At 56.3% G+C, this 551-nt stretch carries 1 protein-coding gene; it reads left to right on the top strand.

Annotated features, from left to right (window positions below; genetic code table 11):
• On the top strand, positions 1–438 hold a 438-nt coding region (locus HMPREF3052_RS00095; RefSeq protein WP_283126923.1), incomplete at its 5' end, for a type IV pilin protein.
• Positions 439–551 lie beyond the last annotated feature (113 nt).

Here is a 551-nt window from a genome sequence, read left to right as displayed (position 1 = left end):
TCTTTGATACAGCTGTTGGTGGTGATGTTGTTGGTTTCAATATTGGCGACGGTGGCATTTACGGCCTACCGGGAATCGGTCCGCTCGGCCAACCTGCGTGCGGCGCATGCCGCCCTGCTGGAAAATGCGCGCTTTATGGAGCAGTTCTATACGAAAAAGGGCAGCTTTAAGCTGACGTCGACGAAGTGGCCGGAGCTGCCGGTGAAGGAGGCGGGTGGTTTCTGCATCAGGATGAGCGGTCAGGCTAAGGGGATCTTGGAGGGGAAGTTTACCCTGAAGGCGGTGGCGTTGGACAGGGAGGCGGAGCCGAGGGTGTTGCGCTTGAACGAGTCGCTGACGGCGGTGGTGTGCGAGAAGATGAAGGGGAAGGGCAGCTGTATGGACGGCGAGGAGATATTTAGGGGCAATGATGCGGAGTGTCGGCCTTTTACGGGGTAGAAACCTGATCGAAAGGGAGGATGCGGATAAAGAAAAAGGACGTGCACAGGCACGTCCTTTGGTGAATGAAGATAGATTATTCGCTCCAGCTGACCCAGCCCAGCATCCAAGTA

This window comes from Neisseria sp. HMSC056A03 (assembly GCF_001815685.1).
Classification (GTDB): Bacteria; Pseudomonadota; Gammaproteobacteria; order Burkholderiales; family Neisseriaceae; genus Neisseria; species Neisseria subflava.
This window is presented reverse-complemented; position numbering and strand designations above follow the sequence as displayed.